General features: G+C 43.7%; 1 protein-coding gene. It reads left to right on the top strand.

The features are described from left to right. Positions 1-377 (top strand): Ig domain-containing protein (locus KIV40_RS34395; protein ID WP_285353929.1); only part of this gene is annotated, 377 nt, incomplete at its 5' end. Positions 378-670 lie beyond the last annotated feature (293 nt).

The following is a 670-nucleotide window of genomic DNA, read 5'->3' as shown; positions in this document are numbered from 1 at the left end:
TTGAAGATTTCTCACCTGTGGTGGAAGTCCCAGAAGATGGTGGGGCACCAATTGTCACCCCAAACTCTCGTCCAACTCACAATCAAGAAAATGATAGCCTAGACCCGATTGTCATGACTAAAGCTGACACTTGGGAGGAGATCGATGTATCTCAATACTTCAGCGATGCTGAAGATGATGTTTTGACTTATGAAATCTATGAACTGAATAATAAATTGAATGGTTTAACCATCAATAAAACAACAGGGTTCATCAGTGGCTCGCCTACTGCTGTCGGAACGTTTAACTACCAAATTTTCGCGAAAGATGCACTAGGCTCACGTTCATACCCGCTCAACTTAACTGTGAAGAAAAAGCTCGTCTTCAATCAGAAGTAAGTGACTGGTACCTACAAGAAGGTGAGGCCTTCTCTCAAGATATCGATATTAGCAACCTATTCAAGGATGCTGATGGCTACATTCGCAGCACTACTGTTGGGTTAGGTGGCGTTGTACCTGGACTATCAACTGACACTGACTTAGACAACCTAATCATCACGATTTCGGGTACACCTGAAATGCAATGGTCTGCAGGAGGTAAATTAACGATCTCGGTTACGGACAACGATGGTGCAACGTCTGAAGAAGCTCTGCTATTAATGCCAGAAGTTCTAGAAGGTACACCCGTAGAG

It is taken from the genome of Vibrio sp. D173a (genome assembly GCF_030248475.1).
Note: the sequence above shows the minus strand (reverse complement) of the source record. Positions and strands in the feature narration are given on the sequence as shown.